The organism is Peribacillus sp. NPDC006672 (assembly GCF_050274955.1).
Lineage (GTDB): Bacteria > Bacillota > Bacilli > Bacillales > DSM-1321 > Peribacillus.
Genome location: NZ_JBNNOR010000021.1, coordinates 37,089 through 62,525, shown reverse-complemented (window position 1 = coordinate 62,525; position 25,437 = coordinate 37,089). Strand labels below are relative to the sequence as shown.

Here is a 25,437-nt window from a genome sequence, read left to right as displayed (position 1 = left end):
AAGACGATTTCCATTCAAGTATCGAATGAGAATCGTCTTTTTTTAATTTGATTTACCGTACTAGTTAGAAAAACGTGAGTTTTTCAGCAGCCTCCTTAAAAATGTCCATTTTTTTTCGTGTTTTTTTATGCTGTTTACTAAAAGAAATAAAAGGGATGAAGTGAAGTTAGCTTGTGTGTTTCTTATGCTAGTTTTCCTAAAAAGGACAACTGAGGTGAAGTGTTTTTTCATATTGGGATAATAATTGGATTAATGACCTAAACTGCTGTTAAAGAATAGTGCCAGGGCAGTAAGTATTTATTGGGGAAGGAACCAAATTAGCAATCAAAGTGGGAATGGCAATCAAATAAGTATCATAATGGAGCGGAATGTTCATTTTATACTCTTTGCTTCCATATAATAGTGACCAGTGTTGGACCGCAAAGGTATTGAAGCAAAAAAACGACATGGTGTGAACAATGCCGTTACCCACGTCCATGGTCGAGTTAGAAAAATTCGTTTTTAAATCCTGGCTAACATCGTCATCATTCACGATTCCATCGATAATTACCTAATTAACATGATAGGTAATGGAATTCGCAGTGTTGAGAAAATTCGGATTTGTTCTTGGGGTTATGTATGTAGCGAATATATTGTAAAAATTATATTTTATTATATTAAAGTAACATTAAATGGAAAATGAAGTGGGACTACATGTAAATCCTAGACTCCATAAGTAAGAAATTAAACACTTATTATATTTCATTTCCTTAAGAATTTCGAATATTTCAGTTTATTTACCAACTTCTTACTGTGTTTTAATGAACTTTATGTGACAGATGTCACTTTGTATTGTCTTTTTTTTCACTTGGGATTAATATTGTTATGTCGGGGTTTGTGAACATGGTAACACTTTGTCCGAATAATTACCAAAAGGAATTTTATTATGTAAGAAAGGGGTAGTACTATGAAAATAAAATGGGCTTTATTAACTATACTTTTTACCATCGCCACTGTGCTAACGGGTTGCGATAACCCATTAATGGTCTTGGACCCTAAAGGGCCAGTAGCTGCAACACAAGCAGATGTCATTATGATATCGATATGGACAATGGCCTTTGTTGTTCTTGTCGTAATCGTACTGTATGTCTTCATGATAATGAAATATCGTGCTTCCAAACAGCGTGATGATTATGAACCACCTCATATTGAAGGAAGTAAGGTTCTTGAAATAATTTGGGTTGCAATCCCAATTTTAATCGTCGCTTTCCTTTCATTTGTTACTGTTAAAACAACAAATGAAGTCGAGGCAACACCTAAAGGATACGAAAAACAGGAACCATTAGTTATCTACGCTGCATCTTCTAACTGGAAGTGGCACTTTAGTTATCCGGAAGAAAATATCGAAACAGTTAACTATCTGTTTTTACCGACTAACCGACCAATTGAATTTAAACTTTATTCATACGGACCAATTGCTAGTTTCTGGATTCCGCAACTTGGAGGACAAAAATATGCTATGTCTGATATGGTTACCACGTTGCACTTAGCGGCTGAAGTACCAGGAGAGTATATGGGTCGAAATTCAAACTTCAGTGGTTCAGGTTTTGCTCAGCAAACGTTCAATGTAAATGTAATGCCTACAAAAGAATATGATAAGTGGGTAAAAGAAATTAAAGCAACTGCTAAACCGATTACTGAGGATAAATTCAATAAATTACTAGAACCTGGTCATGTGGGACAATCCACGTTTACTGGAACTCACTTAGAGTTTTCTCCAGCTCCAGAAGGTGAAAATTCAGGTCATCACCACGGATCATCTGATACTGAAAAAGAATCCGATGAATCTATCAAAGATTCACACGAGGAACATTCAGAACACAGCAACATGAATCATTAAGGGTTTAACTTACAGTCTACTAAACAATTAGTTTTACACGATAAGGATTATTTCCTGAAAGGAGTCACAAAAGTATGGATTACTTTGATCGATTTGCCGTACCTCATCCAAGTCCTGCGATTTATGCATCCATGGTTGCCATTGGCTTAACCATGATTGCGGTTGTTGCCGGAATTACCTATTTTAAAAAATGGGGTTACTTATGGCGTGAGTGGTTAACAACGGTTGACCATAAACGTATTGGTATCATGTACATCTTGTCAGCACTACTTATGCTTTTCCGTGGTGGCGCCGATGCTCTCATGATGCGTGCTCAAACGGCTATTCCAGATAACGGTTTGTTAGATGGACAGCATTATAATGAAATTTTTACAACACACGGGGTTGTCATGATCCTGTTTATGGCTATGCCATTTATCATTGGGTTAATGAACATTGTTACACCATTACAAATAGGGGCACGTGACGTAGCATTCCCACGTCTAAACGCAGTAAGCTTCTGGTTATTCTTTATGGGGGCAATGCTATTTAACATCTCTTTCGTAGTCGGTGGTTCTCCTGATGCAGGCTGGACATCTTACTTCCCGCTGGCAAGTAACGATTTCAGTGAATCAGTAGGTTCGAACTATTACGCGATTGCAATTCAAATAGCTGGTATCGGTACATTACTGACTGGTATCAACTTTATCGTAACCATCTTGAAAATGAGAGCACCTGGCATGAATTTAATGAAAATGCCAATGTTCACATGGTCTATCTTGATTACAAACTTTATTATCGTTTTCGCTTTCCCTGTATTGACGGTGGCACTTGCGTTGATGACAATGGATCGGCTATTCGGTACTCAGTTCTTTACGATGACTAATGGCGGTAGCGATATGCTTTGGGCAAACTTGTTCTGGGTTTGGGGACATCCTGAAGTTTATATAGTTATTCTTCCAGCTTTCGGTATTTACAGTGAAATCATTTCGACTTTTGCACGTCGTAACTTGTACGGGTATAATTCGATGGTAATCTCTATGGTAGCTATCTCTACACTATCTTTCGTAGTATGGGCTCACCATTTTTATACAATGGGTCACGGTGCAATGGTTAACGGTATATTCTCGGTTACCACAATGGCAATTGCTGTTCCGACCGGTGTTAAGATATTTAACTGGTTGTTCACACTTTGGAAAGGTAAAATCGTTTTTACCGTCCCAATGTTATACTCTTTAGCTTTCATTCCGATTTTCACTCTCGGTGGGGTAACTGGGGTTATGCTTGCCATGGCAAGTGCCGACTACCAATACCATAATACAATGTTCTTAGTAGCTCACTTCCACTACGTTTTGATTCCTGGTACTGTATTTGCCGTACTTGCTGGTTTTACGTACTGGTGGCCAAAAATGTTTGGCTTCATGTTGAGCGAAAAGATAGGGAAATGGTCGTTCTGGTTCATTACAATCAGCTTTAATGTAACATTCTTCCCGATGTTCATAACTGGTTTAGATGGGCAAGCACGTCGTATGTATACGTACTCTGAATCAACGGGCTATGGTCCATTGAATTTGCTCTCTTTCGTTGGAGCAATTGGCTTAGCAATAGGTTTTGCGCTTATTGTGTACAATATCTATTGGAGTACTCGTTATGCTTCAAGAAATATTTCAAAAGATCCATGGGATGCACGTTCTCTAGAGTGGGCTACACATACACCAATACCAGAATACAATTTTGCAGTTGTTCCTACAGTTGATTCTACAGAAGCATTCTGGGATTCTAAGAAAAAGGGCTTTAAATTATTTGGTGGTAAAGTAGAAAAGATTCATATGCCAAATAACAGTGGCGTGCCGTTCATCATGAGCTGTATCTTCTTCGTTTGGGGCTTTGCAATGGTATTCAGCATGTGGATCATTGCAATCATTGCAACACTAGGTATCTTTGCATGTATGGCTCACCGTTCATTCGAAAAAGATCACGGACGTTATATCTCCGTTGAAGAAATTGAAGAAACTGAAAATAAATTGCGAGGTGCTAAGTAATGAAAATAGATAACTCGCTGCCACTAGAATATAGTACGGAAGAAAATCGCTTAAAGATTTTTGGGTTTTGGATTTTCTTGGGGGCAGAAATAGCTCTTTTCGCTACACTGTTCGCCACTTATTTTGTATTAATTCATGGTACTGGAAATGGTCCTACAGGGGATGAGCTTTTTAAAGTGCCAACCCTAATGCTTCAAACAATTTTTCTTTTAACCAGTAGTTTTACCATTGGTCTTGGAATCAATGCAATGAGACTTGGCAGACAGAAAGCGATGATTAGTTTCTTCGTTATCACTCTTATTCTTGGTTTAGGCTTTTTGGGAGTCGAAATCTATGAATTCGTGGAGTATGTACATGAAGGAGCAACCATCCAAACAAGTGGTTTCTTATCTAGTTTGTTTGCTTTACTAGGTACGCATGGAGCTCACGTTACACTTGGTTTATTCTGGGGAGCATTCATCATTATGCAGATTAAAAAACGCGGTATGACTCCAGAAACTACAAACAAAGCGTTCATCTTTTCTCTTTACTGGCATTTCTTAGACGTTGTCTGGATTTTCATCTTCAGTTTCGTCTACCTGAAAGGAATGATGTAATATGAAAGAATTATTCCCACGGGGACAAGTTATGGGATTTGCTTTTTCACTAGTCCTGACTTTGGTTGCACTATCGGTTATAGTGTATGATCTCTCACTTAAAATGGCTATGATCATCCTGCTTGTTACAGCCTTCATGCAAGCTGCACTTCAATTTGTTATGTTCATGCATGCAGGAGAGTCTGAAGATAAAGCATCGATTTACACAAACGTTTACTACGGATTGTTTGTTGCATTGGTTACAATTTTCGGTACAATGCTAACAATGATCTGGGGATATCAATAATCCATTCCTGCAAAACTGGGCGTCTTGATGACGCCCAGTTTTTTGTATTTAAATTTTGGTGATTACATACATTCAATTCACTGCGCATAGAAATTTGTATTTTTAAGAAAGAAGAGGAGAATACTGTGATGGAAAATATTAGTGGCTCCTTAATTTTAATTGTGTATCCTGCATTATATTTTTGTGATTTAGTATAAAGTTTTTATATTCACCAATAGTTAAACGTTAATAGAACAGACACATTTCCTAAGAAAAGCTTTCCGCTCTTTTGATATAATAAGTGATATAGTAGTTAACTTATGCCTTAGCGGAGATGATGAATATGACATTACCTGTTTTGATTGTGACAATTCTCATAAGTGTGATCAAATTATTAGTTACCTGTCTTCCAACCGATGCAGTGAATTGGATAATCAGCAAATTTAAAATGCATTCAGAACTTAGTGACGCGAATGCCACCGTAACCTTTGACGGAAAAAGGTTGGAAGGTGAAGAAAAAATACAAGTTATTAATTATTTCAACAAAGCTCAATTTTTGAAAAAGAATCATATATTCCCTGGTAATGAACAATTATTTTTACATCCAGAGAACAGTGGGACTCCATTAGTCATTGATACTAAAGAAGGCAAGAAGGATATAAGATTATTTTTATACATTTACAACGACCACGTGGATGTAGTTAAACAGTACAAGAAGAAAGTAGTTGCGTATAGCCTGTTTTCCAATAGCCTTCAAGAACGTTCAATGCCATTAATAAGGGAATTAGTTTAAAAGGAACATAAAAAAAGACGCTCTTTTTTATGGTTCAGATTGAGAGTTTAATTTTCACAAACTGAAGCATTTAAATTGGCATCATATGAAAAAAACTATAAAAAGTAAATTTAAGGGAAAAATCGTTTATCGTGGGGTTCTTTGAATAGAAAAAATTCAAAAATACATTATAAATCGGTTTGAAATGTGAAAAGTAATTTTGCTGATTATATCTAAAAAGGTAATAAAAAAAGCAGGTATCTAAAGCGATGCCTGCTTTTTTATGCTTTCCATTGTTTTTCCACTTGATGAAGGGCTTGTTGTAAAATTTCTTCTTGATTGGTACCTGGTTTAGTAAGGACGTTAGTTTGATAAGATTTTCCTTGGAAATCAACTGTTACTGTAACTTTTACCATTATGAATCATTCCTTTCCTGGTTCAATATTATATGAGTTGGTTGTGCCTACTTCTTTTATACCCGAGGGGAAAGATTTTTCAAACATTGCGAAGTAGTACAGTGCGGGTTTTAATATTCAAAATTATCTGATATTTAAAGAGGGATGTCAACACTTTTTTTTCGACAGACTCCATTTCCTTACTTATTTTTATGTTTAGAGGATTGTTGTATTGGGGTCAGGCCATACCATATTTTGTGGCTATATAAAGACGACCTGGCTTGTGTGCGCATAACAGCCAGGTTGTTTTTGTGAAATTAACAATTCATATTTTTGTTAAGATAATTCCGATTAATGCTGCAAGTACTCCAGCAATTTGATAGGTTTTTAGTCTTTCTTTGAATAAATAACATCCAGCGAATACGACAACTAAACAATTCAGGCTGACGACAGGGAAAATGATGCTTGCGATCCCGGTGTTCAACGCAAAGAAATAACACCCATAGCCTATCATGCTTAAAAAGCCTACTAAGGAACCGATTTTGACTTCCTTTAGCTTGATTTTTTCATTTTTAAAGGCCAGGGCCGAAAGAAGATAAAGCATTCCGCCTCCATACATTGATACAAGGATATCAAGGGAGTTTAAATGAAGACGTGTTGATGTCGTCATAAGAATGCCGAGCACACCAAAAGATAAGATGGAGAATAATGTGTGCATCATCCAAGGTAAATATTGATGATTGCCCTTAGCGTTAGGTGTATACTGAATGACTAAGGTAGCGAGAAACATGCAGACGATTCCGCTCCACTGCAGCGAAGAAATATGCTCATGAAAAATTAATGCAGCACATAGGATGGGAAATATTGCATTTGCCGCGATCAGTGGTGATGTCAAACTTGCCGGCCCTTTTTCAAAGGCGCTTGCCATCTGGATGTTACCATTAGCGTTCAGTACACCAATAGCTGCACCAAGCAAGATAGATAGCCAGTCAAGCTTCAAACCATCCATAAAAGCTCCATAAAAAATGGACAAAATAAAAGCTGAAAAATAAAAGAAAAATTGGATATGTACCTTTGAGTAACCTTTTCCGCTACTCCATTTAAAAATGCTGTTATTGATTCCGAAACATAAACTGGTGATGAGAGCCGCAAAAATCCACATTGCTTTTATCTCTTCCTTCATGTAGGATAAACTTCTTCTACATTTTAAGCCGTATACATGTAGGAATCAAACCAAATTTAAAAGTATGATTGACAGATTAGATATTTTTTTCTATATTTACTATGACAATTTTAAAATATTTCCCGAAAAACGGGAGAGGTTCATAGCATCACCCTCTTAAAAAAACTATGGCTTTGATTTTTTTTGCGAATCAACCATATCTTTGAGGAGATATGGTTTTTGTTATATAGAGGCCCATTTTATGAATCTCCCCTGACAAACGTGGATGAGGAGGACTTTTTATGTCTGGAAGAAAAGAAGAAGAATTAAAAAAAGATATCACACTGCTTGGGAATCAAGGGACAAAATATACATTCGACTATGCGCCTGAAATTCTGGAGTCATTCGATAACAAACATCCAAACCGTGATTATTTCGTCAAATTCAATTGTCCGGAGTTTACAAGCCTATGTCCAATTACTGGCCAGCCGGACTTTGCAACCATTTACATCAGCTATATCCCCAGTGTAAAGATGGTGGAAAGCAAGTCTTTGAAACTTTATTTATTCAGCTTCCGCAACCATGGTGATTTCCATGAAGACTGCATGAACATCATCATGAATGATTTAATTGAGTTGATGGACCCGAAATATATTGAAGTCTGGGGCAAGTTTACACCTAGGGGCGGAATTTCTATTGATCCATACACAAATTATGGTAAACCAGGGACGAAGTTTGAGGAAATGGCGAATTTCCGCTTGATGAATCATGACTTATACCCGGAAACCGTGGATAATCGCTAAAGATTGGAAAAAGACAAATGCACTTAATCTTGAGCAAAATTCAAAGGGAATTTCAAAAGGGGTTCGGAACGTTTTCATTCCGAACCCCTTTTGTCTACAAACTGAGACTATAGGCAAAAGCGGTTCTATCTAAATGTTAAAACAAAGTTGATTGGAGCGGGTGTGCGAGACTCCTGCGGGAAATACGCGTCCAAGGGAGAGCCCGCAGGCTGAAAGCTGAGGAGGCTCCCGGACCGCCCGCGGAAAGCGAGTGCCCCTACGTTCCAATCAACGTTCAAATTGTACCAGCCATAAAAAAGTAGACAAAGGCATATGCCTTTGTTTTTTTTATTTTTGCTATTCTCATTCAGTAAACTCACTGTTTTGTGCTTTTTAAAAATACAAATGTCCTCTCGGAATGGAATTATTGCTTGATTGTTTCGTAAAAAAACGTAATAATAGGAAGAGATAATTTTGACAGAATATTTTCAAAAATAGGGGATGTCGTAATGAAAGTTGCAAAGTTTGGCGGAAGTTCACTTGCGTCAGGTGAACAGGTGAAAAAGGTATTCGAAATTGTGGTTGCTGAACCAGAGAGGAAGATTGTGGTCGTTTCGGCTCCAGGGAAACGCAATTCAAATGATATAAAGGTGACGGATTTATTGATTGAGGCTGCGGAACAGCAGCTGCGCGGGGATAATGGGGAGCATTTGATAGAAGATGTAGTATCCCGCTATGCGAGCATTGCTGAGGAGTTAAATATATCCGAGGAGGTCATCACTGGAATTCATGGAAATTTAAAAACACTGTTGCATGCAGACCAATCTAACCCGAAGCGCTATTTGGATGCTTTAATGGCCAGTGGCGAGGATAATAATGCGAAGCTAATCGCAGGTTATTTTCAAAGCCGTGGTGTAGAGGCTCATTATATAAATCCAAAGAAGGCTGGCTTGATCGTAACAGATGAAGATGGATTCACCCAGGTGATGCCTGAGTCGTATGATCGGTTATATGCTCTGCGTGATGAGCCTGGAATAGTAGTATTCCCGGGGTTCTTCGGATACACGTTAGATGGTGAGGTTTTAACATTCTCAAGAAGCGGTTCCGATATTACAGGTTCGATTCTTGCAAATGGGGTCAAAGCCGATTTGTATGAGAACTTTACGGACGTGGATGCCGTTTATGCGGTGAATCCAAATGTGGTTTCCAATCCGAAGGGAATCAGGGAATTAACCTATCGCGAAATGCGGGAGCTTTCTTATGCCGGTTTCTCGGTATTTCATGACGAGGCGCTGATTCCTGCATTCCGTGCGGGAATACCAGTCCATATACAAAATACAAACAATCCGACTGCACAAGGGACCCGCATTGTAAGTACACGGGATAATACGAATGGGCCGGTTATTGGGATTGCAAGTGATAAAGGATTTTGCAGTATTTACATTAGCAAATATTTGATGAACCGGGAAGTTGGTTTTGGCCGGAAGCTGCTGCATATCCTTGAAGATTACGGAGTTTCGTATGAGCATATTCCATCAGGCATCGATGATGTGACACTTATTCTAAGGCAGGACCAGATGGAGGGTGAAACCGAGAAGAAAATCATTTCACGAATCAAGAAAGAGCTTCATGCCGATGAAGTGAATGTGGAGCATAATCTTGCCTTAATCATGATTGTAGGTGAAGGAATGCGTCATAATGTCGGTACAACGGCAAGGGCGTCAAAAGCGTTGGCCGAAGCAAAGGTGAACATTGAAATGATCAACCAGGGCTCTTCGGAAGTAAGCATGATGTTCGGTGTGAAAGGGCACAGTGAAGAGACGGCCATTCAGGCCTTATACCACGAATTTTTTTAAGAAAATGAATGTAGAGCCTCCTTGGGAAAGGGGGTTTTTTACCGTGAATTCAAAACCTCGTAAACAAAACGTATTTACGATAATAAGGGGACTTGCTTAAAATTAGTACGTTCGACTAAAAGCGCATGTCAATAGCTATTAAAACTATGGTATGCAATGCGACCACTGTAACAATCAGGAATTGATGCTGAAGCATGACAAAATGAAAAAATTAAATGTATATTCATATTAACATGAGTTCATATGGATGGCTTATTTTATCATTTTTTTGTCGTTTAAAAATCCTTTGCAATTTGACCCTTTATTTTCCACAATAATTTAGGCATGATGAAGGAAGAGGAAACGAAAGAGGGCGGACGAAATGGGTGTGTGGTTAATAAATCTACGAATTTTCATGTTTCTTATGATTAGCTTTTTCTATTACTGGAGAATTCTTGATTCGGATGTGTTATTAAAAGGGGTAGTCATAGTGGCTGCTGTAGGATTTATGCTGAATCATTATTTGCTTTTTCATAATGAATCTTCAGCTAATAAGCTGTGGGTTATCTACCTGGATGGCCTGCTTAGTTTTGGGTTAGGCTTTTTATTTCCGAATTCAACTTTATACTTGATTCTAGTTGGCGTGGTAGCCGTCACCTTGTTTATAGTTGTCGCAGAATCTAAGAGGCATAGAATATATGGGCTGCTTTTTGTTTTGCTATGGCTGATGGTTATGGCTGCAACTTATCTGCAAACAGGAGAGTTAGATTTCCTGGATAACTTGATGAGTATTTCGTTTGTAGCCTTTTCAGCTGTGGTGGGTAATTTGATTAGGCGACTTATTGAAGCGAGCGAGGTTATGAACGAGCAATTCTTGCAATTGAATGTGGCTCATGAAGAGCTATCGGTGGCCCATCAACAACTACAATCTTATTCTCATCAAGTTGAGGAGGCAGCTAAAATCAGGGAACGAAATAGAATTGCCAGGGAGATTCACGATACGGTCGGGCATAAAATGACGGCTTTATTTGTGCAAATGGAATTAGCGAATGAGCTAATCAAGTATGATTTGGATAAAGCGAAGGAGACGATGGGGGTTTGTATGGATTTAGCTCAGGGGGCATTAGAAGAGATGCGTTTTTCCGTCCGAGCTTTGAAGGAGGAAGAAGAGACAGCCTTTTTACCAAGTGTGCATAGGCTGCTTGATGGTTTTTATCAATCAACAGGCTTGCAGTCGACTCTTGAACTTCGAGGAAATCCAAGCAATATCCAAATCGCACTTCAGCTAACGATTATTCGGTTGATACAGGAAAGTTTAACGAATGCAAAGCGTCATGGGGAGGCTTCTGAAACCTCAATAAAGCTTGATTGTTTGCCAGAAAAGATAAGGATTGAAATTGAAGATAATGGTAAAGGTGCAAGTGAGATTATTCCAGGGATCGGGTTAAAAAACATGAAGGACCGGACCGCTGAAATGGGTGGAGAGTTATTATACGAGAGTGTAGGGAACAAAGGGTTCCGCATCTTTGTAGAGTTTCCGTTAGCTGAGAAAAGATGGGCGATAGGAGGAACATCATGATAAGGATATTGATTGCTGATGATCAACCCCTCATTCGTGAGGGGCTGGCAGCGCTTTTGAATTTGCGGCCGGAGATTGAAGTGGTTGGGATGGCGAGCGATGGAATGGAAGCATATGAGAGCTCTTTGGAAATGAAGCCTGATATTGTCTTAATGGATATTAGAATGCCTCAGACAAATGGTGTAGAAGGTACAAAGCTAATCACATCCAGCCTTCCAAGTACGAAAGTGCTGATGCTGACTACTTTTCAAGATAGTGAGCTCATTTTCTCTGCGTTGCAAGAAGGAGCAAGCGGGTATTTACTTAAAGATATGTCAGCGGACATGATTACTAATGCGATAAAGACCGTTATTTCCGGAGGAATGGTGCTTCCTCCGGAAATAACGGCTCAAATGCTGCAAGAGATTAAAAGAAAAAGGGAAACGATAGTGTGTGTTAAACCAGCAGTCCTCCAGGATCTTACAAAACGGGAACATGATGTTCTGTTGAATCTAGGCTATGGTAAAAATAATAAGGAAATTGCAACAACCTTGTCAATCACTGAGGGTACTGTGAAAAACCATGTTTCGAATATAATTAGCAAGCTTGAATTACGTGATCGAACTCAGGCTGCGGTCTTTGCCGTGCGGTATGGGATTACCACGTTTTCAGAGTGAAGATAAAACCTTACAAAGGATAGATGACTTTTAGCATAGCTAAAGGTCATTTTTATTTTCAAGTTCTGTCCTGAGGTAGATGGTTTATTTTTACTTTCAACATAAGATTAAGAGAAATGAGTAAATGAGGAGGAATGACTAGGTGCTCGAGGTGAAAGGGGTTAAAAAATCATTCGGTAAGAAGGTAGTTGTTGATGCTGTTTCCTTTTCCGTGAAAAAGGGGGAAGCCTTCGGTCTACTGGGACCAAATGGAGCTGGGAAGTCTACAACGATTGCTATGATTTGCGGTTTGTTACCTTATGAAGCGGGAGAAATTCTTATCAATGGGCTTTCTGTGAAAAAGGAATCACGTAAGGTCAAAAAGAAAATTGGGATTGTTCCACAAGAGATTGCCTTATATCCGACGATGTCAGCGCTTGACAATCTACTTTTCTGGGCGAGGATGTATGGGCTGACACGATCACAGGCTAAAAAAAGGGCGGAAGTTGTGCTTGGGATCGTCGGTTTAACCAACAGGGCCAAACATAAAATCGAGACGTTCTCCGGTGGAATGAAAAGACGAATTAATATCGGGGCTGCCTTGATGCATGAGCCAGAACTTTTGATTATGGATGAACCAACCGTCGGTATTGATCCGCAATCACGCAACCATATTTTAGAAACAGTAAAAAGGCTAAATGGAGAAGGGATGACTGTGATTTACACGAGCCATTATATGGAGGAAGTGGAATACTTATGTGATCGGGTAGGTATTGTCGACGAAGGTAAAATTATTGCCTTGGGGAGAAAAGAAGAATTATGTAATTCGTTAACGGATGGAATCGTGATTACATTGCAGGTTGACTCCGTTGAGGGTAATTGGCTTAAGGAACTTGAACAGATGGAGAATGTCTTTAATGTCGTTGCAAATACGCAAAAGAACACGTTGGAATTAGTCGTTAGTCATCATTCGAACATCGTGTCAGATATTATTTCCTGTGCGGTGGAAGCTGATGTGAGGGTGCTGTCCTTTGAAAGGAAAGAACCAAACTTAGAAAGTCTCTTCTTACAATTAACAGGGCGTTCACTACGTGATTAGGAGGGCGGAAAATGAAAAGTTTTCTGATAGCATGGAAAGATTTTAAAGTTCGAGCCACTGATAAACGTGGATTTATCATGATGTTAATCATGCCACTCGTCTTAACGTTGATTCTTGGAGCGGCCTTGAAAGATATAGTTGGAGGTGATGAGGGGTTTCAGGAAACTTCAGTCGGCTTGTACGTGACCGAAAAAGATGAAATGGCGGATCTATTGAAACGGGATGTGTTAGATAAGACGAAATTCCTTACAGTAAAAAGTGTAGAAAGTGAAGAAATGCTTGAAAAAATGGTGAAAGATGGTGATATAGAGGTGGGGATTTCCATCCCTGCTAAGTGGAGTGAGCACCTTGAAGAAGCTGCTCTTTTCACGGATCAAGATAAACAGGTAAAAGCAGCGGTGGTCGAGTCCATCATCATTTCCTTTGTAGATCGGGTACAGACGATTTCGACGGTTTCCCAAATCGTTATGGAAGACTTGGCTGCAACACGGTCTGCTTCAACTGGCAGTGAAAATATCGGTGAGGTATCCAAAGCATTAATGGAAAGTGGGAAAAAAAATATCGAAGTCAGTGACCAATCCATAGGGGCAAAGTCGGTTACTTCCATGCAATATTATGCCGCAGCCATGCTTGCGATGTTCTTGCTTTTTAACGTGACTCTTGGAGCAAAGTCAATCATCCAAGAGCGTCATACAGAGACGCTTGCACGCTTAAACAGTACACCTACGAGTAAATACGGCATCCTTGTTGGAAAGTTTTTGGGCACACTCTACTTTGCCTTTATTCAATTTTGTCTCTTTTATATAGCTACCTCCATCTTCTTTAACGTTAACTGGGGTGAAAACAAGGGGCAAGTAATCGTGACAGGTTTTGCTTATTCTTTGGCTGTTGCGGGTCTGTCCATGCTGTTAGCAGCTTTTATTACGCAAGAGAAAACAGCAGATTTAATCAGCGGAATTGGTATCCAAATTTTTGCTATAATTGGCGGTTCGATGCTGCCGATTTATGTGTTTCCGGAGAGTTTTAAACCTATATCTGCTTTTACCCCGAATAATTGGGCATTGTCCAGTTTTCTAGACATCATGTCAGGGGTAGGATGGAGCGAGCTTTTATCGTCGTTGATTATATTGGGAGCTATTGGTTTTGTTTCTTTATTAGTAGGGGTTTGGCGTTTAAGGGGGCGATACGTTTGAGAAAGATCTGGAATATTTGCCGCTGGGAAATGCAAAGGATTTTTAAAAAACCACAAAGCTATCTCATCATGTTTGCCATGCCGTTGCTATTTACACTCTTGTTCGGGACGTTACTTGGGGATGGGGATCAAAAGAAGCTGAACGTAGTATTGGTTGATGAAGATGGTACTAATTTATCACAGTCGCTATTTGAACAGCTTCATGAAAATAACTCGTTGTTCACTATAGAAAAAGGTACGAATGACAAAGCGCTTCAGGAACTTGAGGCAAAAAAAATTGTGGGAGTCATCTCCATTAAAAAGGGATTTGAAACAAAAATGGCTGAGGGGGAAGATCCCCAGATTAATTTTCAGCATATTCCTGAATTTACCTCCCATCAAACGATTACTGCATTCGTATCCAATCAGCTTTCGAAGCTGGAGATTGAAACGAGGGCTGCTTTGGCCTGGAGTGAACAAAGCGGAGAAGAATGGCAAGTCATGTATCAAAAATTAAAAAATTCGGATTTAGAAGGCGCAGGGCTTAAAAAAGTTGTCACAGATGGGGGAGCTGTTTCGAAACAGATTGGTTTATCAGGCAGTGCTGCAGGCTTTTCCATCATGTTCTTGATGATTACGATGATGAGTGTAACAGGTACGATTTTAGAAGCAAGAAGCAACGGGGTGTGGTACCGATTAATGGCAACTCCAGCATCTAGGTTTGAGGTTGCGGCTGGATACCTGTTATCCTTTTTCTTGATTGGCTGGATTCAATTCGGTATCTTAATTGTCGCTACCCATTTCTTTTTTGACGTAAGGTGGGGAGATCCGTTTGCTTTGATGATTCTCGTTTCAGCAATGTTGTTTGCGATTGTGGGTCTGGGGCTCATGATTGCTGGTCTAGCTAAAACGGTAGAGCAGCAATCAGCGGCAGGTAATCTCATTGTTGTATCCACCTGCATGATTGCAGGCGTTTACTGGCCACTTGAGATAGAACCTATCTATATGCAGAAAATGGCTGACTTTCTGCCTCAGACATGGGCTATGAAGGGATTGAAGGATATCGCCGGAAATGGCTCTCTTCCTTTTGATTCGGTAGCCATTTTACTCGTGTTTGCTCTTGTATTTTTATTTATAGGAATGAGGAAAATTCAGTTCGAATAAATAAGAGACGCGCTGAGAATTCAGCGCGTCTTTTTTAATTCAATACCCACTTGTCCTTCAAAAATAATAACCTTGATACAGCAAAGAATAGGACGATTGAGACAATGAGGCTGCTTGCTGTAAGGAAGATGTTCTGGTAATCAATCACACCATAAATCAATTCTTTAAAAAGAGCAAAGATATTGAAAATAGGAATCAGAAAATGTTTAGTTGTTAATTCATGTAACCCAGTTCCGCCTAAGAATAGTGCAGGCAGAATGACAAGCATTGTTATTGGTGATATATAGTTTTGGGATTCCTTGACGGTCTTGGATATGATGCTTGCTGACATTTGCAAAGCCCCCATGAACATTGAAAATAAAACTGTAATTAATAGGGCAATAGGAAGGATCATCCATATGTCGTTACCGAAATCAAATCCTTTTCTTAGTTCTTCCGTTAAAAAAATGAGCTCTAAGGTGACGACTAGAATGGAGACGATTCCAGCAAGCGCTCCAATTGATGAAATCGTCAGCCATTTTGCTACAAGGATTTTCCCACGGCTGACGGGAGTCATTAGCAGGGCTTCCATTGTTTTGCGGTCTTTTTCTCCTGCAAATAAGTCGGAGGCAAGCGGGTAGGCACCAGTGCTGATGGCCATCGTGATAATCATCGGTAAAAAGATGGAAAGAATGCTAAGGGAAGCCCCGTTATCGGTATCAAGTCCCACTTCCTTAATGTTGACCTGCAGCGGACTAATCAAACTAGAATCAGCATTGATGCTTTGCAAACGATCTTGAATGATTTGTTTTTCAAAAAGTGTTAAAGCTGACTCGACCTGTGAAAGAGCGAAAGAACTATCCTGGCTATACGTGTCACCGGAAAGGCTGAAAGTGACTTGCTCACCCTTTTCAATTTGGTCCATGAAACCGTCGCTTACTTGAAGGGCAGCAGCGGCTTTGCCTTCTTGGACAGCTTCAGTTGGGTTTCCGAATGATTTAACTTTTATTTGTGGAAAATCACTCAGAAGGGCTTTGCCGTCTTTGCTGAATGATGGATCGACCGCTAGGGTATAGGTTTCATTTTCATCCGTTGTCATTAAACTTTCATAAAATAGTGTTAACCCAGTCAATAAGAGAATAGGAAGGAAGACACTCAAAATCAATGTGCGGCGATCTCTTAACGCTTCCTTCATTTCTTTCACATACATATTAAGAAACATGAGATTTGTTCCCCCTTACAAGTTTTGACATAAAAATATAGTTCAGGTCACGACTGTTTTCCTCTATATAAAGCGATTCAAGCTTTCCTTTGTAAATCAGTTCCCCTTTATGCATCATGGCAACGGAGTCACATAATAAAGTAACTTCCTCCATAATATGGCTTGAGAAAATGATCGTTTTCCCCTGCTGTTTCAGTTGAAGGACTAGTTGGCGAAATACGTTGGATGACGTGATATCAAGTCCTGTCGTAGGCTCATCGAAAAGTATGATGTCAGGATCATGAATGAGTGTACGAGATATAGCGACCTTTTGCCGCATCCCTTTTGAGAACCCGCCAACTTTTCGGTCGAGATAATCCTTCATTCCGAACATGACGGCAAGCTCTTCAATTCGGACTTTGGTTTCATGTTTACTTAATCCGTAAAGTGTGGCGAAGTAAGCAAGGTTTTCGCGTGTGGTTAAGCGATCATATAGTCCGGTTTCGCCACCGAACAAGACACCGATTCTTTTCTTTATTTCATTCGGATTATCTAATGTATCAAATCCGTCAATTTTGATATAGCCATCTGTTGGTGTCAAAAGTGTGGCAATAGACCGTAGTAAGGTAGTCTTCCCTGCTCCATTCTCTCCAAGGAGCCCGACAATTTGGCCTTTTCTCACATCAAGGGAAACGTGTTTAAGGGCGGTTATAAATATTTTTTTATCTTGGAATGATTTTGTGACTTCATGAATTTCAATCATTTCAGAACCTCCTGCAATCTCTTTTTGATGTATTAATCATACAAATAAACGAATGAAGAAGCTGTAGTTTTGTCGTGAAAATACCATTTACTGTCGCGAAAAGGTCATTTTTCCATATTTGAATGGTAAAATAAATATAATTCTAGATAAGGAGAGTTGAAAATGAAAGTAGGACTTGTGGATGACCGGAGAATCGATTTGGATAAGCTGAATGGTATTGTAATTCAGATACCGGGTATCGAACTTGTTTTTTCTACGGACTCCGCTGAATATGCTTATGAGCAGATTAAACAGGAAACAATTGACTTACTAATAGCGGATATTGAAATGCCAAATTTGTCCGGGTATGAATTAGCGGATATCATTCATTCTCATGCATTGAACATTGCTGTCATTTTTGTGACCGGTACAAGTGGGTATGCGGTCCATGCGTTTGAGCTAAACGTACATGACTATATCATGAAGCCTTATTCGAAAGATCGGCTGGTCAAATCAATTGATCGTTTTCTAGAAAAGTCCAAAACGGCAGAAGTGGCGGGAAGGCTGTTCTTAAAACAGAAAAATGATATCCATATTCTACAAAAGAAGGATATAATTTTTATCGAGCGCTCTGGACGTTCGACTACCATACATACGAAAAATGGACCGATTAAAACCTATCAAACGTTGAATGAACTGGAAGGGGAGTTGAGGGAAAGAGATTTCATCCGTTCTCACCGTTCATTCATCATTAATATTCACTTTGTGAAAAACTTTTCATTGTACGCAAAAAATTCTTATCTCGTGAGTTTCGAAGGCATAGAGGAGCAGGCGATGATCACGAAGGAAAGAGTGGACTTTTTGCAAGCCCAATACTTTTAAGGTGTGAATTTTGTGAATGCATTATCGATTATTGTCGCTCTATTAGGAGCATGGAATTTTTACGAATTAACTAAGGTACCAACTTGTCAGTTGCCTCTATACATAGTAGTGATGTTGGTTTGCCTCTTCGTCATTTGCTTTTACTGGAAATGTTCTTATCTCTATAAACAACTCTACCTAGGAAATTTTTTGAATGGCGTTTTATTAGGAATGCAGTTTGTGGTTGCCATCCTTTATTTATTATTAAATCCTTCAATTTCCTATTTTGGTTTATTTGTTCTGTTTATAGGAATTGAGTGGGTGCGAGTGAATATTGGGGTAAAAGGTTTACGTCTGGAAAATCAACAAAAACAAATGAAAGAGGAACGATTACAGGTTAATGAAACCTTCCGGGTGGTCCGTAGTCAACGTCATGACTTTCTGAAACATGTGTCCGCGCTTCAATTTATGATTGAGCATGATGAGGTGGCAGCGGCAAAAGTGTATATGAATGAATTAGTAGAGGGATTTGAAGAAACAAATCTATCGATTAAAGGTGAAAAAGGGGTCATTGCCGGGATCCTTCATCAAATGTACCGGAGGGCAAAGGAAAATGAAGTACAAATTGTTTATCATCTGGATGTACCTCTTTCTTCTTTACCTATTAAGGATCAGGAACTCGTAGCGTTGATTGGGAATGTGCTGGCTAATGCGATTGAAGCAGCTGAAGCGTGGCAGGAGGAAAAGGGGGAAACGGCCCATGTCATCCTGCAGTTTTACAAACGGAGTGGGGTGTATCTATTATCTTGTAGTAATAGCTGTCTGCCGATTCCTAATTCTATCTTGGATTCATTGTTTGAGAAATATGGTCAAACGATGAAGCGGGGGGAACATGAAGGAATAGGTACGAGAATCATCGCGGATATAGTGAAAAAACATCAAGGCTATTTGGATTTCACCTATAAAAGTGAAGAATTTATATTGAAAATTAAAGTTCCGGCGATACTGTAACCAATTTTCTTTGGTGCAAAGTATATTCTCCACTTTAAAAAATTTAGCGTTAAAAAAAGGAAAGTCTCCAAATAGAAAATGGAGGCTTTCCTTTTTAGTTCATCACTGTTAATAATTGGTCTATCGGTTTACGAGGGCGCGGGGTTGGAATCATATCGGGATAGCCAACGTGCAAACTTCCAACGATTTTTTCACCAGGTTTTACACCTAAAGCTTCACGGAATTCGTTGCTGTGAATCATTCCGTACGTTTCCCAAATCATCCCTATTCCTTGTTCCCAGGCAAGCAGGCTGAAATTCTGGATCAAGGCACTTGTAGCGGCATAATCTTCTTCGCGAGTCATTGGATTTGGGTTTTCCTCCATTACGACTGCAACAAACATCGGAACACCGATTAGCTTGTTGTATCCGCGCTGACCGGCTTCTTTTTTCTTTTCAGGGTCTTTTTCTTTGCCTGCCATAAAAGCACGAGTTGCTTCAGCAAGTTTTAATCGGCTATCACCGTGCACCACAATGAAGCGCCATGGCTGAGTCATTTTATGGTTCGGTGCCCATGTCGATGTTTCCAATAAGGATTGAATAGTATCTAGTGACACAGGAGTATCCTTAAATCTTTTGATACTGCGTCGTTCCTTAATGATTTGTTCGAGTTTCATGATCATCCTGCTCCTTTATATATGTATGTTTTTTAGTTTTTTTTAAAATAATCCCCGGCTGCCTAATATGCTTCCAACGTGAATAAATTACTTGAATAAAGAGGGGGCAATATTCTAGTGACTTGCATTCGCTAATGAGCATATAATTTTTACTAGGCACAGAGAAGCCGGGGCGACATTGTATCTATGTACAATATCAAAAGGGTACGATATAAGATTATCGTAATTGTTTATCAAATTTCAGAGATCAATAATGAAATTGAAAATCATTATCAATTAGAATTCTCTCCTATTTCCTGTTATTTGTCAAGGGTATTATTTTTAAAAAAACAAGATATTTACCAATCCTTTAAATCAGTTAAAATCTTTTAAATAACCTGTATAAAAATGTATAATGAGAGATAAAAAGATGCTATCTACATATGAAGAATCGAAGGGTGTCATAGATGAAAAAACTGGCCTCATTTCTTAAGCCATACTGGCTCTTGATCATTCTTGCTTTATTCTTGATGATTGTCGAGCTCGGTGTAGAACTGTTACAACCTCTATTTATTGCTAAAATAATTGATGATGGCATTTTACAGAAAGATTTATCGGTAGTGATTATATGGGGAAGCGTCATGGTTGGACTTTCCATTTTTTCATTTCTTGGCGGGATCGTTAATTCCTTTGCAGCATCACATGTAAGTCAGAGCTTTGGACATGATGTAAGGAAAAGCCTTTTTGGTAAGATACAGGCGTTTTCTTTTGCGAATTTGAATAATATCCCGACTTCCTCGTTGATTACAAGGATGACGAATGATGTAACCCAACTTCAAAATACGGTTTTCATGGGCCTGCGTATCATGGCAAGGGCGCCATTGATAGTAATCGGGGGGGCGATAATGGCGATTGCGGTCGATTTGAAGCTCGCCCTTGTTTTGGTCATTTCGATTCCGGTTCTTGTTTTCTTCCTGGGATGGGTTATGAAACGAGCGGCTAAGATGTTTAAGCTCGTGCAGAAAAAGCTCGATAATGTCAATGGGGTCATGAGGGAAAACCTGATAGGCATGCGCTTGATCAAAGCCTTTCTTCGTAAGGAGCATGAAATCGGACGGTTTGACGATGCGAATGAAGAGTTGAAAAGAAAGACTGTGACTTCCCTTCGTTTAATTGAAACGACGATGCCTGTTCTGATGCTGGTCATGAATGTGGCGATTCTGATCATTCTTTGGCTTGGAAGTGAATTTATCACAACGGGAGATATACAGGTAGGGGAAGTTGTGGCGATTGTCAACTATGCCACAAGGATTGCGGCATCACTTTCCGTTTTTTCATGGCTGATCACGGTCATTTCCCGTGCAAAGGCTTCAGCGGAACGTGTGACGGAAATATTTGAAACCCCGATAGATATTGATGAAGGTAAAATTGAAAGCAAGAGTGATGCCGTCAAAGGGGGAGGCATCAAGTTTCTGGATGTATCTTTCCACTATCCTGGAACAGTTGCACCGGTATTGAAAAACTTGAACTTCTCTATCGATCCGGGAGAATCGCTTGCCATCATAGGAGCGACAGGATCTGGGAAAACATCCTTGTTTCAGCTGATTCCGAGATTATACGAAGTTGAGAGCGGATCCATTCTAATAGATGACCAGGATGTGAAAGATATTCCCTTGAATTCGCTGCGGAAAAGGATCGGCTATGTACCGCAAGAAGCCTTGCTTTTTTCAGGAACCATAAAAAACAATGTTGCTTGGGGAAAAGAAGGGGCATCGATGGAGGAAATCATGGCAGCTGCCATGCATGCTCAGGTTCATGAGACCGTAATGAAACTCCCGAAACAATATGAGACGCAGTTAGGGCAAAAAGGGGTGAATCTGTCCGGAGGGCAAAAACAGCGGTTATCGATTGCGAGGGCATTAGTGCGCAGACCGAAGATTCTTCTTCTGGATGACAGTACGAGTGCGCTGGATTTGAAAACGGAAAGTAAATTGCTCGCCGCTTTAAAGGCCTATACATGTACAACACTCATCATTACACAAAAAATCAGTACAGCCATGGAGGCGGACAAGATCTTGCTGCTGGAAAATGGCCAAGTGCTTGCGCTGGGGAAACATCAGGATTTGATTCAAACAAGTGATCTTTATCGAAAAATCGTTCACTCACAGTTTGGGGAGGAGGGGATTTCTCTTGAGTCGAAGAATATCTCTCGATAAGGCAAAGGCAAAACCGGTCAACTCATGGAATACGATAAAAAGGATCATCCCCTACTTAGCAACGAATAAAAGCCTGCTATTTTATGTCCTGTTCATGGTGCTGATAAGCTCGGTTTTGGGATTGCTTGGCCCCTTTCTTGTAGGGATGGCCATCGATGATTATATTGTCACAAAGGATAGCGGGGGGCTGATTAGCCTTCTTATCGGGCTTCTCGGAGTCTATATATTCTATTCACTATCCATGTGGCTTCAGAATTATTGGATGATCGGAATCGCGCAGGATACGGTCTATGCGATGCGCAATCAATTGTTCAAAAAGCTTCACCAGCTGTCCATTACCTTTTTTGACCGGCGTCAGCATGGGGAATTGATGAGTAGGGTCACGAATGATATAGAAAATGTCAGTTCCACTTTGAATAGTTCCGTCATCCAGATTTTTTCAAGTGTGCTGACACTGGTCGGGACGATCGGAGTGATGCTGTATTTAAGCCCTTTATTAACTGTTTTAACCTTATTCATCGTTCCTCTTATGTTTTTCGGGCTGAGGTGGATAACGAACAGGACGGGCAAGCTTTTTAAGGAACAGCAGAAGAACCTTGGAGAATTGAATGGGTTTATAGAAGAAACGATTTCGGGACAACGGATCGTAAAGGCTTTTTCGCAGGAAGATAAAGTGATCCGTGACTTTATCACCCGGAGTGAAAACTTAAAGAAAGCCGGATTCCTATCACAATCATACTCTGGGCTGATTCCAAAACTGATGAATTTACTGAACAACTTAAGTTTTACTGTAATAGCCGCTGTCGGCGGTTTTTTGGCGCTGAGCGGCATAGGAACGGTTTCCATCGGGGTCATTGTCATTTTCACCGAGTACTCAAGGCAATTCACCCGTCCGCTCAATGACCTGGCTAATCAATTCAATACACTCCTCTCGGCCGTTGCCGGTGCGGAGCGGGTTTTCGCCATACTTGATGAAAAAGAAGAAGAAGTGGATGAGAAACAGGCCTCTGAACTTCTGGATGTACGTGGTGAGGTGGACTTTGAGGGTGTTTCCTTTTCGTACAATGATGAGGACCAAACGATATATGATGTTAGTTTCCATGCAGAAAAAGGGGAGACTATCGCGCTTGTAGGTCCCACTGGGGCCGGTAAGACTACGATCATTAATCTTCTTGCGCGTTTTTATGAGCCGAACAGCGGCCGGATCTTGATCGATGGCCAGAATATCCAGCAGGTGACGAGGTCAAGTCTCCGCAAGCATATGGGCTTTGTTTTACAGGATTCCTTTTTGTTTCAAGGTACGATTCGTGAAAATATCCGCTATGGTCGATTAGAGGCGAATGATGAAGAAGTGGTGGATGCAGCCAAGCTTGCCAATGCCCATTCCTTTATCATGAAACTGCCTGATCGATATGATACTATCTTGAATCAGGATGGCAGTGGAATCAGTCAGGGACAGCGCCAGCTTTTATCGATTGCCAGGGCTATTTTAGCCAATCCCGTTCTATTGATTTTGGATGAGGCGACAAGCAGCATAGATACGATTACCGAGCTGAAAATCCAGGAAGCATTACATCGTTTGATGGAGGGAAGGACAAGTTTTGTCATTGCCCATCGATTGAATACGATTCAGCAAAGTGATCAAATCCTGGTGCTTGATGAAGGAAGGATCATTGAAAAGGGATCACATGATGAATTACTGAGGCAAAGGGGTTTTTATTACGAACTCTATCGCAGTTCATTAAAGGAAAATCAGACCGGATGAAGAAAAAAATGTGTGCCGTCTGGCGCACATTTTTTGTGTTGGTCACAAAACCTTATACTTTGGACTTGCATTTCATTTCACTTAACGAGGCGATTGCCTCCTCTAAAAATATGAGGATTTCTTCCTTTACCGGATATAAACCTGCCGAGGAAGAGTCAGCTGCAGATTTACGAACTTCCCAGAATTTCTCCTCTAGATCTTTGTTTCCTTGGAAAATCAATTCGGATAAAAGCAGGCAATCTTCAGCGATAAGCCTTCCTTCCTCGGATTCGGCAGGAAATCCTTTTTTGATGGTTATTTCTATACGTTTTATTAGGTTGATCCATTGTTTCGTTTGGATATTATCTTTTTCCATTTTAGGCAGTTTGTCCAAGGCTTTTCCTTCTTCTTTGCTGAAGAATTGATCACGATTATGTTCTTTTCTTTTGATTAGCGGCAGAAGCAGCTCCCAATCAAGATCTCCTTCGACTTCTATGCTATTTAACAAGGTTTGGATGTTCATAAGAGTGTTTTCAGCTTCCCCTATGCTTGATATTGTCTGTTGTTGTTGATGAAGGAGCAATTCTTTGAAGGCCTTTTTATCCAACACGGTCTTTATATCATCTAAAGAGACCGAAAGGCTTTTAAGCAAGCAAATTTTTTCAAGCCTTTTGAGGTCTGTTTCCGTATAATACCGACGGCCATTTGCGTGTCGGAACTCAGGTGTCAGTAATTGGATTTGGTCGTAATACCGAATCGTTCTAATCGTAACGTTCGCAAGTTTGGACAATTGCCCCACGGTCCAAAATTCCATTGCCTTACCTCCAAATTAATATTGAAGATGACGTTGCGTCATCATCTACACTTACATTATAGCTTAACTGAACAGGAGGGATAAAATGGATTTTGACAAGAATGAGTATTTTAAAGGTGATCCTTGGGGCATTAAGGAAGGAGTATGGATGTTGGGGTTATCATGTTTCATTGTGCCTGTTTTCATTGAAATCTTGCTGAGAGAGCAGTTCGATTTATTTTTTCGGAATGGTTTATATGCAGGAACGACCATGGGCTTCATTATGGCCATCGTTTTTATGCTGGGGGTTTATTCCGTATGCTTAAGGCCGTGTAGCTTATCTTGGAAGGAAGTGGGGGTTCGCCGATTTGCTGCGTCTTACTGGGGGCCGATAACAGGTTGGACCATTTTATTGATAATTAGCAGTATTATGGTGCTTGCCCTGATGGTGGCAGTAGGGGGAACGTGTGAAAATGAAAAAACGGAAAGTGTAAAACAGAATGTCACAGTCTTTAATTTCTTCATAGGCTTCATTTCTGCCGCCATCATTTCTCCCGTTTACGAGGAGATCTTTTATCGAGGTTTCATATACCGTTGGATTAGAGTCCGAACGGGAAAGAGTTGGGGAATGTTCATCAGCTCCTTCCTTTTCATGGTTGTTCATATCCCTACTTATAATACATTAATAATCAATTTTATAAGCGGGTTGGTATTTGCTTGGGCATACGAAAAGACAGGGTCCATCTGGCCATCTGTTTTGATTCACGGAATATTTAACGGACTGGCGGTGATATTGACGTTCATATCGTGAAGTGACCAAAAGATAAAGTGGGAACAAGAGAGATTAATCGACAAGATATTTGTAAATACATGACAAATTGACTTAATTACTATTGCTAAA

23 protein-coding genes and 1 riboswitch are annotated in these 25,437 nt (G+C 39.9%); of the genes, 17 read left to right on the top strand and 6 right to left on the bottom strand.

Annotated features, from left to right (window positions below; genetic code table 11):
* Window positions 1–946: 946 nt before the first annotated feature.
* From qoxA to ACQKKK_RS23230, 5 genes are all read left to right on the top strand, one after another.
* Complete coding sequence (gene qoxA, locus ACQKKK_RS23250) at window positions 947–1,879, top strand: cytochrome aa3 quinol oxidase subunit II (protein ID WP_427619437.1); 933 nt, start codon at window positions 947–949, stop codon at window positions 1,877–1,879.
* Window positions 1,880–1,953: 74 nt separating this feature from the next.
* The gene (gene qoxB / locus ACQKKK_RS23245; protein WP_427619436.1) at window positions 1,954–3,900 is read left to right on the top strand and encodes a cytochrome aa3 quinol oxidase subunit I; all 1,947 of its coding nucleotides are present in this window, start codon (window positions 1,954–1,956) and stop codon (window positions 3,898–3,900) included.
* On the top strand, window positions 3,900–4,496 hold the full coding sequence (gene qoxC, locus ACQKKK_RS23240) for a cytochrome aa3 quinol oxidase subunit III (protein WP_427619435.1): 597 nt from the start codon (window positions 3,900–3,902) through the stop codon (window positions 4,494–4,496). The genes qoxB and qoxC overlap by 1 nt, the downstream gene beginning before the upstream one ends.
* Window position 4,497: 1 nt before the next feature.
* Window positions 4,498–4,782, top strand: a complete 285-nt coding sequence (gene qoxD / locus ACQKKK_RS23235; RefSeq protein WP_427619433.1) for a cytochrome aa3 quinol oxidase subunit IV — start codon at window positions 4,498–4,500, stop codon at window positions 4,780–4,782.
* Between the two features lie 322 nt (window positions 4,783–5,104).
* Complete coding sequence (locus ACQKKK_RS23230) at window positions 5,105–5,554, top strand: YfmQ family protein (protein ID WP_427619432.1); 450 nt, start codon at window positions 5,105–5,107, stop codon at window positions 5,552–5,554.
* 260 nt (window positions 5,555–5,814) lie between these two features.
* Here the strand turns inward: ACQKKK_RS23230 and ACQKKK_RS23225 are convergent, their stop codons facing one another.
* On the bottom strand, window positions 5,815–5,949 hold the full coding sequence (locus tag ACQKKK_RS23225) for a BA3454 family stress response protein (protein WP_098176965.1): 135 nt from the start codon (window positions 5,947–5,949) through the stop codon (window positions 5,815–5,817).
* A 304-nt stretch (window positions 5,950–6,253) separates the two neighbouring features.
* Window positions 6,254–7,111 (bottom strand): DMT family transporter, encoded by an 858-nt coding sequence (locus ACQKKK_RS23220; RefSeq protein ID WP_427619430.1) that lies wholly within the window; start codon window positions 7,109–7,111, stop codon window positions 6,254–6,256.
* A gap of 129 nt (window positions 7,112–7,240) precedes the next feature.
* A riboswitch (PreQ1 riboswitch) is annotated at window positions 7,241–7,286 on the top strand.
* 106 nt (window positions 7,287–7,392) lie between these two features.
* Here ACQKKK_RS23220 and queF point away from each other — a divergent pair.
* The 7 genes from queF to ACQKKK_RS23185 all read left to right on the top strand — a co-directional run bounded on the left by queF (window position 7,393) and on the right by ACQKKK_RS23185 (window position 15,355).
* Entirely contained in the window at window positions 7,393–7,893 is a 501-nt protein-coding gene (gene queF, locus ACQKKK_RS23215; protein ID WP_053344304.1) for a preQ(1) synthase, read from the top strand.
* Between the two features lie 488 nt (window positions 7,894–8,381).
* On the top strand, window positions 8,382–9,728 hold the full coding sequence (locus tag ACQKKK_RS23210; RefSeq protein ID WP_427619428.1) for an aspartate kinase: 1,347 nt from the start codon (window positions 8,382–8,384) through the stop codon (window positions 9,726–9,728).
* A gap of 361 nt (window positions 9,729–10,089) precedes the next feature.
* A complete protein-coding gene (locus ACQKKK_RS23205) occupies window positions 10,090–11,286 on the top strand; it encodes a sensor histidine kinase (protein WP_427619426.1) in 1,197 nt (398 codons plus the stop codon).
* Window positions 11,283–11,942, top strand: coding sequence for a response regulator (locus ACQKKK_RS23200; RefSeq protein WP_427619425.1), 660 nt, complete (start codon window positions 11,283–11,285; stop codon window positions 11,940–11,942). Before ACQKKK_RS23205 ends, ACQKKK_RS23200 begins: the two co-directional genes overlap by 4 nt.
* A 142-nt stretch (window positions 11,943–12,084) precedes the next feature.
* The gene (locus tag ACQKKK_RS23195; protein ID WP_427619424.1) at window positions 12,085–13,020 is read left to right on the top strand and encodes an ABC transporter ATP-binding protein; all 936 of its coding nucleotides are present in this window, start codon (window positions 12,085–12,087) and stop codon (window positions 13,018–13,020) included.
* Window positions 13,021–13,031: 11 nt separating this feature from the next.
* Window positions 13,032–14,213 (top strand): ABC transporter permease, encoded by a 1,182-nt coding sequence (locus ACQKKK_RS23190; RefSeq protein WP_427619423.1) that lies wholly within the window; start codon window positions 13,032–13,034, stop codon window positions 14,211–14,213.
* Complete coding sequence (locus ACQKKK_RS23185) at window positions 14,210–15,355, top strand: ABC transporter permease (RefSeq protein WP_427619422.1); 1,146 nt, start codon at window positions 14,210–14,212, stop codon at window positions 15,353–15,355. Before ACQKKK_RS23190 ends, ACQKKK_RS23185 begins: the two co-directional genes overlap by 4 nt.
* A 34-nt stretch (window positions 15,356–15,389) precedes the next feature.
* Here ACQKKK_RS23185 and ACQKKK_RS23180 read toward each other — a convergent pair whose 3' ends face one another.
* Window positions 15,390–16,556, bottom strand: a complete 1,167-nt coding sequence (locus ACQKKK_RS23180; protein ID WP_427619420.1) for an ABC transporter permease — start codon at window positions 16,554–16,556, stop codon at window positions 15,390–15,392.
* Window positions 16,546–17,298, bottom strand: coding sequence for an ATP-binding cassette domain-containing protein (locus tag ACQKKK_RS23175; protein ID WP_427619418.1), 753 nt, complete (start codon window positions 17,296–17,298; stop codon window positions 16,546–16,548). Before ACQKKK_RS23175 ends, ACQKKK_RS23180 begins: the two co-directional genes overlap by 11 nt.
* Before the next feature lie 162 nt (window positions 17,299–17,460).
* On the opposite strand from ACQKKK_RS23175, the gene ACQKKK_RS23170 reads away from it, so the two are divergent.
* Window positions 17,461–18,159 carry a LytR/AlgR family response regulator transcription factor gene (locus tag ACQKKK_RS23170; RefSeq protein WP_427619417.1) on the top strand — a complete coding sequence of 233 codons (699 nt, stop codon included), beginning with the start codon at window positions 17,461–17,463 and terminating at the stop codon, window positions 18,157–18,159.
* 12 nt (window positions 18,160–18,171) lie between these two features.
* On the top strand, window positions 18,172–19,149 hold the full coding sequence (locus ACQKKK_RS23165; protein ID WP_427619415.1) for a sensor histidine kinase: 978 nt from the start codon (window positions 18,172–18,174) through the stop codon (window positions 19,147–19,149).
* 94 nt (window positions 19,150–19,243) lie between these two features.
* Here ACQKKK_RS23165 and ACQKKK_RS23160 read toward each other — a convergent pair whose 3' ends face one another.
* Window positions 19,244–19,804 (bottom strand): nitroreductase family protein, encoded by a 561-nt coding sequence (locus tag ACQKKK_RS23160; RefSeq protein ID WP_427619413.1) that lies wholly within the window; start codon window positions 19,802–19,804, stop codon window positions 19,244–19,246.
* A 446-nt stretch (window positions 19,805–20,250) separates the two neighbouring features.
* Here ACQKKK_RS23160 and ACQKKK_RS23155 point away from each other — a divergent pair, with 446 nt between their 5' ends.
* Both ACQKKK_RS23155 and ACQKKK_RS23150 read left to right on the top strand, forming a co-directional pair.
* Window positions 20,251–21,999, top strand: a complete 1,749-nt coding sequence (locus ACQKKK_RS23155) for an ABC transporter ATP-binding protein (protein WP_427619411.1) — start codon at window positions 20,251–20,253, stop codon at window positions 21,997–21,999.
* Window positions 21,974–23,764 carry an ABC transporter ATP-binding protein gene (locus ACQKKK_RS23150; protein ID WP_427619409.1) on the top strand — a complete coding sequence of 597 codons (1,791 nt, stop codon included), beginning with the start codon at window positions 21,974–21,976 and terminating at the stop codon, window positions 23,762–23,764. The genes ACQKKK_RS23155 and ACQKKK_RS23150 overlap by 26 nt, the downstream gene beginning before the upstream one ends.
* Window positions 23,765–23,816: 52 nt before the next feature.
* On the opposite strand, the gene ACQKKK_RS23145 is transcribed toward ACQKKK_RS23150, so the two are convergent.
* Window positions 23,817–24,557 carry a MerR family transcriptional regulator gene (locus ACQKKK_RS23145; protein WP_427619408.1) on the bottom strand — a complete coding sequence of 247 codons (741 nt, stop codon included), beginning with the start codon at window positions 24,555–24,557 and terminating at the stop codon, window positions 23,817–23,819.
* Between the two features lie 85 nt (window positions 24,558–24,642).
* Between ACQKKK_RS23145 and ACQKKK_RS23140 the strand changes: the two genes are divergently transcribed.
* Entirely contained in the window at window positions 24,643–25,347 is a 705-nt protein-coding gene (locus tag ACQKKK_RS23140; protein WP_427619407.1) for a CPBP family intramembrane glutamic endopeptidase, read from the top strand.
* The last annotated feature ends 90 nt before the right edge of the window (window positions 25,348–25,437 follow it).